Annotated in this window: 8 protein-coding genes, 2 tRNA genes and 1 pseudogene; 10 read left to right on the top strand and 1 reads right to left on the bottom strand. The window is 73.7% G+C overall.

All coding sequences use genetic code 11. From position 1 onward, the window contains the following. Window positions 1–494 (top strand): annotated as a pseudogene (locus tag VR45_RS35700) (hypothetical protein); the annotation flags it as partial. 135 nt (window positions 495–629) lie between these two features. Here VR45_RS35700 and VR45_RS35695 read toward each other — a convergent pair. Further along, on the bottom strand, window positions 630–1,739 hold the full coding sequence (locus VR45_RS35695) for a M48 family metallopeptidase (RefSeq protein WP_045944078.1): 1,110 nt from the start codon (window positions 1,737–1,739) through the stop codon (window positions 630–632). Between the two features lie 333 nt (window positions 1,740–2,072). On the opposite strand from VR45_RS35695, the gene VR45_RS48130 reads away from it, so the two are divergent. The 9 genes from VR45_RS48130 to VR45_RS35650 form a co-directional block, all read left to right on the top strand. Next, window positions 2,073–2,219 (top strand): hypothetical protein, encoded by a 147-nt coding sequence (locus VR45_RS48130; RefSeq protein ID WP_199839612.1) that lies wholly within the window; start codon window positions 2,073–2,075, stop codon window positions 2,217–2,219. A 163-nt stretch (window positions 2,220–2,382) separates the two neighbouring features. Next, window positions 2,383–2,541, top strand: a complete 159-nt coding sequence (locus VR45_RS48125; RefSeq protein WP_199839611.1) for a hypothetical protein — start codon at window positions 2,383–2,385, stop codon at window positions 2,539–2,541. Window positions 2,542–2,638: 97 nt separating this feature from the next. Further along, window positions 2,639–3,271 carry a nicotinate-nucleotide adenylyltransferase gene (gene nadD / locus VR45_RS35690; protein ID WP_045944077.1) on the top strand — a complete coding sequence of 211 codons (633 nt, stop codon included), beginning with the start codon at window positions 2,639–2,641 and terminating at the stop codon, window positions 3,269–3,271. A gap of 18 nt (window positions 3,272–3,289) precedes the next feature. Then, window positions 3,290–5,239, top strand: coding sequence for a LytR C-terminal domain-containing protein (locus tag VR45_RS50310; protein ID WP_052709633.1), 1,950 nt, complete (start codon window positions 3,290–3,292; stop codon window positions 5,237–5,239). 174 nt (window positions 5,240–5,413) lie between these two features. After that, window positions 5,414–5,884, top strand: coding sequence for a ribosome silencing factor (gene rsfS / locus VR45_RS35675; protein ID WP_045944075.1), 471 nt, complete (start codon window positions 5,414–5,416; stop codon window positions 5,882–5,884). Continuing rightward, complete coding sequence (locus VR45_RS35670) at window positions 5,881–6,528, top strand: histidine phosphatase family protein (RefSeq protein WP_045944074.1); 648 nt, start codon at window positions 5,881–5,883, stop codon at window positions 6,526–6,528. Before rsfS ends, VR45_RS35670 begins: the two co-directional genes overlap by 4 nt. Before the next feature lie 446 nt (window positions 6,529–6,974). After that, a tRNA-Ala gene (locus VR45_RS35660) sits at window positions 6,975–7,047 on the top strand. Between the two features lie 58 nt (window positions 7,048–7,105). Beyond that, window positions 7,106–7,178, top strand: a tRNA-Ala gene (locus tag VR45_RS35655). Window positions 7,179–7,359: 181 nt separating this feature from the next. Continuing rightward, a partial coding sequence (locus VR45_RS35650; RefSeq protein ID WP_045944073.1) for a hypothetical protein occupies window positions 7,360–8,555 on the top strand: 1,196 nt, incomplete at its 3' end.

Raw genomic sequence — 8,555 nt, 5'->3', positions numbered from 1 at the left:
CGCCCGGTGAGCAGGCCCAGTTCGACGCGAGCGTGCTGCAGCCGGTCGACGACCGGCACCACGCGCTGACCGGCTGGCTGGTCCGCTTCGACCCGGCGCAGGTCGCGCTGGCCGCCGACACCGTGAAGGTGGCCGGGGCGATGCGGATCGACGAGGCGGACAGCGGCACCCTGCGGATCACCACCGACCACACCTTCGTCTACGCGCTGAAGGCCGCCGGGGCGCCCGCCGGGGCGCCGGTCACCCTGGAGACCGTGCGGCGGCAGCTGACCTTCGAGTTCGACCGGATCGACCTGGCGGCGGCGCAGCTGCGGCTGGTCGACTCGGTGCTGCAGGCCGGGCCGGCGCCGTGCGACGGCTCGCTGGCCGGGGTGGTGCAGCCGGTGCTGGCCGGGGCGGATCCCGCCGCGCCGCCGAGTGGGCCGTCGGCGGTGGATCCGGGCAACCATGCCCGGCCGGCCTGGCAGGTGTGCGGGGTGCTGGCGGGCGGCTGAGACCCTCGGCGGGGGTCCTCCTGGCTGGAGAAGGTGGCCGGTGGTTCGGCCGGTGGGCGTGGCCGGAACCCCCGGCGGCCCCCGGTCGGGGTGACCGGGGGCCGCCGGAGGCTCGCCGCGGGGGCGGGGCCGGGCTCAGTTCGTCCCGGACGTGCCGTCCTTGCCGCCGTCGCCGCTTCCGTCGGTGCCGCTGCCGTTGCCGCTGCTGGAGCCGTTGCCGCCGGCGCGGGCTCCGGTGAAGGTGTCGCGGAGCTTGCCGCCGACCGTCACCGCGCCGCCCGCGACATCGCGGATCAGGCCCATCAGCGGGTCCTTGCTCTCCTTCACCGAGGTCGTGTAGTGGTCGGCCGCCGCCCGCCACTGGTCGCCGACCGAGGTGTTCGGGTCGTCGGTGCGGCGCGGGTAGGCGCCGGCCAGGATGGAGCGGTAGTCCTCGCTCTCGGCCCACTTCTTCAGCTGGGCGACCCGGACCACCGCGAACGGGTGGCTCTGCGGCAGCACCTGCAGCAGCTTGAGCACGCCGTCGCGCAGGTCGCCGGCCTTCTCGTACTCCTCGGCCTGCTCCAGGAAGGCGTCCACGTTCATCTCGGCCAGGTTGTGGCCACCGGCCAGCTTCATCAGCGCCCGCATCGAGGCCTGGAGGTCCTGCCCGGCGAGCAGGCCGGCCCGGTCGCTGGAGAGCTCGGCCTTGCGGAACCACTCCTTGAGCGCGGTGACGATCGCCATGATCGCCAGATTGCCGAGCGGCACCCAGGCGATCCGGGCGGCGATGTTGGTGAGGATCATCAGCATCGTCCGGTAGACCGCGTGGCCGGACATCGCGTGACCGACCTCGTGGCCGATCACCGAGCGGAGCTCCTCCTCGTCCAGCAGCTCGACCAGGCCGCTGGTGACCACGATCACCGGCGTGTCGATGCCGATGCAGAACGCGTTGACCGTCGGGTCCTGGCTGACGTAGAGGTCCGGCACCTTGTCGAGGTCGAGCACGTAGGCGGCGTCGCGCACCATGCCGTGCAGCTCGGGGAACTGTCGCTCGGAGGTCTTCACGGCGGTGGCCAGGAACATCAGCCGGATCGAGCGCTCGGAGACCAGGCCGGCGAGCTTCTTCAGCACGTCGTCGAAGCCGGTGAGCTTGCGCAGCGCGACGAGCGCGGAACGGTCGGCCGGGTGTTCCCAGGCCCGGGTGGAGATCTCCGGGAAGCGCTGACGGCGCCGGCTCGGGGTCTTCGCGATCGGGTCGGTCATGGTGTGAGTACCTCCTGTCGACGGCGGCCCCGGCACCCGGCCGGCCCCCGCTGGTCCTTCGCCTGTAACGACTGTCTGTGCAACGTCCGTGGTTGCGTACTCGTCCCCGCGGCCACCCTACGTGTCGCCGGGAGCCCGTTCGGAGCCCGTTCGGGGCCGGGCCTGAGCCCGTTCGGGGCCGGGGCGGGGCCGGGGCGGGAGCCCGTCGGTGCGGCGCGGACGGTGTCCGCGGGGGCGGTGGGCGGCCCCGGTGTGAGGGCGGTTTACCCTGAATGCCCGGGGAAAGCCGGGCCACCTCCGGCCGCGGCACCGAGCAGTCCGAGGAGCCCGCCGATGTCCACCGCCGCCCTTGTCAGCCTGGCCGCCCCGATCTCCGGGGAGGGCGGCCCCGGGATCTTCCTGCGGATCATCCTGATCGCCTCCTTCGTCGGCGTCGGCCTGCTCGCCTGGATCCTGCTGCGGGCCGGCCGCAACAACTGACCGGCCCCCCGGCGGGGCGTCCCCGACCGAGGGCTCACGGCGGTTCAGACGTGGTGGGCCGCCGAGCGGTTGCCTTGTAACCCCCCGTACGATGACGGGTGGGCCCTCACCGGCCCGCACGACACCCCTGTCCGTCATCCGAGCCGAGAAGGTCCCGCCGACCATGAGCACTGCCGCCGCACTCCCTGTCCTGAACCTTCTCGCCAACGAGAGCGAGGGGGGCAACCACGACAGCCTCAGCCCGTACCTGACGGGTGGCGCCGCGTTCTTCGTCCTTCTGCTGCTGCTCTTCGTGACCACCCGCTTCAACCGGGACCGCTGACCCGGCCGACGGTGGCCCGGGGTGCGGAACCGCCCCCGGGACGCCCGGCACCCGGCCGTTCCCGCACCGTAACGGGCGTCGCGTAAGGTGTGGCGCCATGGGAGAGCAGACCGGGAGTCCCGGTGTACCGGCGCCGGTGAAGCGTCGTCTCGGCGTCATGGGCGGCACCTTCGACCCGATCCACCACGGGCACCTGGTCGCGGCCAGTGAGGTCGCCAGCGCGTTCCACCTGGACGAGGTGATCTTCGTCCCGACCGGGCAGCCCTGGCAGAAGAGCGACCGCGAGGTCACCCCGGCCGAGGACCGCTACCTGATGACGGTCATCGCCACCGCGGAGAACCCGCAGTTCTCGGTCAGCCGGATCGACATCGACCGCGAGGGACCGACCTACACCGTCGACACCCTGCGCGACCTGCGGGCGCTGCACCCGGAAGCGGACCTCTTCTTCATCACCGGCGCCGACGCGCTCGCCCAGATCCTTTCCTGGCGCGACTCCGAGGAACTCTTCTCGCTCGCCCACTTCATCGGCTGCACACGGCCGGGGCACGTTCTGACCGATGCCGGGCTTCCGGTGGGCGGGGTCTCCCTGGTGGAGGTCCCGGCGCTGGCCATCTCCTCCACGGACTGCCGGGACCGGGTCGCCAAGGGCGAGCCGGTCTGGTACCTCGTCCCGGACGGCGTGGTCCGCTACATCGACAAGCGGGCGCTCTACGCGCCGCACCGGACCTGATCCCGGAGGGGCCGACGGATGAGCGAGCGCAGGGGACCGCAGGGGCAGCAGCCCGGGCAGCCGGACGACTGGTCGACCGGGCAGTACCCGCCCTACCAGCAGCAGGGCGGCTACGAGCAGCAGCAGTACGACCAGTACGAGCAGCAGCCCGGGATCTACGAGTCCGGTCAGTACGAGTCGTCGGGGCAGTACGAGCCGTCGGGCCAGTACGAGCAGCACGGGCAGCACCAGCAGTACGACCAGTACGGGCAGCCGGTGCCGTCCGCGCCCTACGGGCAGGGCCAGTACGGCTACCAGGACCAGTACCAGCAGCAGGGCTACCAGCAGGGCTACGAGCAGGGGTACGAGCAGCCGCGGGAGCAGCCCGGCCAGTACGGTCAGCAGCCGGCCCAGGGGTACCAGCAGCAGGGCGGCTACGGCTACCAGGACCAGTACCAGCAGCAGGGCTACCAGCCGTACGAGCAGCCGCAGTCCCCGTCCCCGTCCCAGGGCCAGGCCCCGGCGCAGTCCCCGGCGCAGGCGTACGCGACCGCTCCGATGCCGGCCGTCGTCGAGCCGGAGCCGGCCGGGACCACGCCGGCGGCCCCGGTGACCCCGCGGGCCCGGGTACCGCGCCCCGCCGCCGCCGAGCCGGCCGCCCCCGCCCGTCCCGAGCCGCCGTCCGAGCAGGTCGGCGGCTCCCGCGCGACCCGGTCCAGGACCGCCGGCGCCCCCGAGGACAACTACGCCACCGGCGAGTTCACCTTCGTCGACGAGGAGGAGGCGGAGTCCGAGGACGTCATCGACTGGCTCAAGTTCGCCGAGTCCCGCAGCGAGGTGCGCGCCGAGCGCCGCCGCAGGCTCCGCAACCGGCTGATCGGCCTCGTCGCCGTCGCCGCGGTCGCCGGTGCCGGCGCCGGCGGCTACCTCTGGTTCACCCGCGACAAGGGCGACTCCGCCACCGCCGCCGCCGGGCCGCGCCAGGTCAACGTCGTCCACCTGCGCGACCTCCAGGGCAAGGTCTCCAGCGCGCTGCTGGTCAACGACACCGCCGGCAAGAAGGGCACCGTGCTGCTCCTGCCGGACACCCTGCGGCTGCCCGGCCCCGGCGACCCGCCGGTCACCACCGTCGGCCAGGCCATGGACTCCCTCGGCGCCTCCGGCACCCGGGACGGCCTGACCACCGTGCTCGGCGCCCCCGTCGCCGGCACCTGGCGCCTCGACACCCCCTACCTGGAACTGCTGGTCACCCAGCTCGGCGGCGTCCGGGTGGACACCGACGCGGAGGTCCACGAGGGCGGCCGGCCCGACGGCAAGGTGCTCGCCGCCGCCGGCAAGAACACCCTGCTCGGCGGGAAGGCCGCGGTCGGCTACGCCACCCTGCAGAACGCCGGCGAGAGCCGGGACGCCCAGCTCGCCCGCTTCGGCCAGGTGATGGACGCGGTGGTGCGCACGATGCCGGTCGAGTTCAAGGACGCCAAGGACGACGTGCACCGGATGAACGCGGTGCTCGACCCCTCCCTGCCCGAGGACGCGCTCGCCGGAGTGCTCGCCCAGCTCGCCCAGCAGTCGAAGGCCGGGCAGTTCGGCACCGCCACGCTGACCGTCAAGCCGGACGGTTCGCTGGACGAGGCCACCGCCGGCAAGCAGGTCAAGGACGTGCTCGGCGGCACCGTGAAGGCCGCGACCGGCGCCGACGCGCCTCCCCGGGTCTCCGTCCAGGACGCCTCCGGCAACGACCAGGCGGCGGCCGCCGCCCAGGTCCAGGTGGTCAACGCGGGCCTCACCTTCGTCCCCGGCGGGGCCAAGTCCGCGCCGCAGGCCGCCAGTGAGATCCGCTACACCGACGACGCCCGGCAGGCCGCCGCGAAGTCCCTGGCGATCAGCCTCAACCTGCCGGAGACGGCGGTGAAGAAGGTCGCCGACGCCCAGAACGCCGACCTGGTCGTGGTGCTCGGCAAGGACTACGCGCCGCCGAAGGCCCCGTAGTCCCGGCCGCCGGACGGGGCGCCCCGCGCCCGCGCGGCGGCCGCCCCGTCCGGCCCACGGCCCGGCGGTCCCGGAAAACGGTTCCGGGGCCGCCGGGGCGGCGTGAGATCCTGGAAGGCGATCCCCGCGCCCAGTGCGCCGGGCGACCCCAAGCAGCCGAGCCGGAAGTACATCGTGACCGCCACTGAGCACAGCCAGGAACTCATCAACGTCGCCGCCCAGGCGGCGGCCGACAAGCTGGCCCACAACATCGTCGCGTTCGACGTCAGCGAGGTGCTGTCGATCACCGACGCCTTCCTGATCGCCTCCGCGAGCAACGACCGCCAGGTCCGTTCCATCGCCGAGGAGATCGAGGACCAGCTGCGCGAGAAGCTGGACATCAAGCCGGTGCGCCGCGAGGGCGAGCGCGAGGGCCGCTGGGTCCTGCTCGACTACCTCGACATCGTCGTGCACGTCCAGCACTCCGAGGAGCGCTCCTTCTACTCGCTGGACCGCCTCTGGAAGGACTGCCCCGAGCTGCCGCTGCCGGAGGACGCCGTCGCCTCCCGCAACCGCCCCGACGCCCACACCGACGCGGCCGGCAACGCCCTGGCCCCGGCCGAGCAGGCCCCGGCGGACGATTTCGGCGCCGAGGACTACAGCTGAGCCGGGAGGCGCGAGGTCCGCGCATCGTCTTCTGGCGACACGGCCAGACCTCCTGGAACCTCGAATCGCGCTTCCAGGGCACCACGGACATCGAGCTGACCGGGGAGGGCGTGCTGCAGGCGCAGCGGGCCGCCCGGATGCTCTCCGGCCTGCGTCCGGACCTGCTGGTCTCCTCCGACCTCTCACGGGCCCGCCGTACCGCCGACGAGCTGGCCAGGGTGACCGGCCTGGACGTGCAGCACCACGAGGGCCTGCGCGAGACCTATGCCGGTTCCTGGCAGGGGCTGACCAACGCGGAGATCCGCGAGCGCTTCCCGGAGGAGTTCGCCGCCTGGGCGCAGGGCGAACCCGTCCGGCGCGGCGGCGGCGAGCTCGCGACCGAGGTCGCGGACCGCGCGGTGCCGGTGGTGCTCGACGCGGTCGGCAAGCTGCCCGAGAACGGCACCCTGGTGGTGGTCAGCCACGGCGGCACCATCCGCACCGTGCTGGGGCGGATGCTCGGCCTCGAGCCGGAGCTGTGGGAGTGCTTCGGCGGGCTGTCGAACTGCTGCTGGTCCGTGCTGGGCCTCGGCGCGCGGGGCTGGCGGCTGCTGGAGCACAACGCCGGCACCCTGCCGCAGCCGGTCATCGGCGACGACACCTGAGCGGTCCGGACACCGTCCGGACGGTGTCCGGGGGGTGCCCGGGCACGGTCGGGACGGTGTCCGGGCGATGTCCGCGGCGGTGTGCGCGGTGAGGGTGCGGAGCGCGTGTGGAGCGGGGCCGGGAAGGGCGGATTTCGCAGTTCCGGGTCGGACCGGTTAGAGTTTTCCTCGTTCGCACGGAGGGAACGCGGCCCGGAAGGGAAGCGGGAGATCCGGACGACGAGGGGCTGTAGCTCAGTTGGTAGAGCGCTTGCATGGCATGCAAGNGGGTAGGGCGGGCGTCCGCGCGGGGCTCGGGCCGTGATCGCGCGGGCGTCCGCACGGGGCTCGGGCCGCGATCGCGCGGGCCCTGCGGGAACGGATTCGTGGAGCACCCCCGGACCGTGTAAAGTAAGTGATGTCGCCGAGGGAAACGGAACGAAACCCCCGGTGACATCGCAGGTCGAGGGGCTGTAGCTCAGTTGGTAGAGCGCTTGCATGGCATGCAAGAGGTCCGGGGTTCAATTCCCCGTAGCTCCACTCCGCACCCGGAGTGCCCTCGGAAGATCGTTTCTGCTCGAGGGGCTGTGTGTGTCGCGGGGCTGTAGCTCAGTTGGTAGAGCGCTTGCATGGCATGCAAGAGGTCCGGGGTTCAATTCCCCGTAGCTCCACAGNGAATCGAAGGCCGTCTCCCGGAAACGGGGGGCGGCCTTCGGCGTTCCGGGGGCACTGCTGGGGCCTCGGCGGCTGTTCGACGCCCGCGGCTGGTGCGCGGCTGGTGCGCGGCCGGTGCGCGGCCGGTTTCGGCGACCTCCCGACGACGGCCCCCGGCGGACCGCTACCGTCGGAGTCATGGCCGATCTGGAGCGCAGACGCAACGAGGAACTCGCCCGGATACTCCACCAGCTCGGCTGGAGCCCGGAGCGGCTCGCCCGCGAGGTCAACCTCACCGTCCCGGCCCGGCTCGCGATCAGCTCCACCGCCCCCTACAAGTGGCGCGACCGGGGCATGGTCCCGCGCAGCCCCCACGACCAGGCCGTCTGTGAGGTGTTCAGCCGCACCCTCGGCATCGCCGTCACCTACGAGCAGCTCTGGGGCCGGATGGGCGGCCACCGCGGCGCCAAGATCCTCTCCCCGCGGCTGCTGACCGACCCGTGGACGGCCGACACCGCCCAGACCGCGCTGCGCGAGACGGCTGCCGACGCCGGACCCGTCCGCCTCACCGACCTCTTCCGCGGCGCCGACCTCGCCGAGGCCGCCCGTCGGCTCACCACCCCGCCCCCGGCCCTCGGCGGCGACGGCGTGCTGCGCGTCGACCCCGCGCTGGTCGGCGAGCTCGCCGCCGCCCACCGCAGCAAGCAGCGGCTGGAACGGTCCTGCGGCGGCGGACTCGTCCTCGGCCCCGCCCGCGCCGAACTGGCCATGGTCACCAAGCTGTTGGAACTCGGCGCCTACGACGAACCGCTCGGCCGGGCGCTGTACGGCGCGGCCGGCCGCCTCGCCGGCCTGGCCGCCTGGGCCGCGTACGACCTCGGCCACGACGCCACCGCCCAGCGGGCGTTCGCGGCAGCACTGCGCGCCGCCCACCTCAGCGGCGAGCGGCGGGCCGGGGTGGCCGTGCTCGGCGGCCTCGTCGTGCTGGCCACCGGTAGCGCGGGCGGGCGGGGGCTGGACGCGGTCACGGTGCTGGCCGAGGCGGTGGCGGCGGCCGGCGACGCGCTCGGCCCGGCCGACCGGGCACTGCAGCTCGGCCGGATCGCCCGCGCGCACGGGCGGCGCGGGGACGCCGCCGGGCTGGCGGAGGCGGCGGGGCGGGCGTTCGCGGAGCTGGACGGGGAGGCGGGAGGGGAAGCCGGTGGGGAGGCGTGGGCGGACCTTGCCGGGATGGTGGGGGAGGGGCACCTGTTCCTCGGCGAGCACCGGCGGGCCCAGGAGCTGTTGACGGAGGCGGTGGCGGCGCTCGGACCGGGGCGGGCCAGGGCGCGGGCGCTGCTGATGGTGCGGCTGGCCGAGTCGCAGCGGCTGGCCGGTGCCACCGCCGAGGCGGT

The sequence above is a fragment of the Streptomyces sp. NRRL S-495 genome (assembly GCF_000966955.1).
GTDB lineage: Bacteria > Actinomycetota > Actinomycetes > Streptomycetales > Streptomycetaceae > Kitasatospora > Kitasatospora purpeofusca.
Note: the sequence above shows the minus strand (reverse complement) of the source record. Positions and strands in the feature narration are given on the sequence as shown.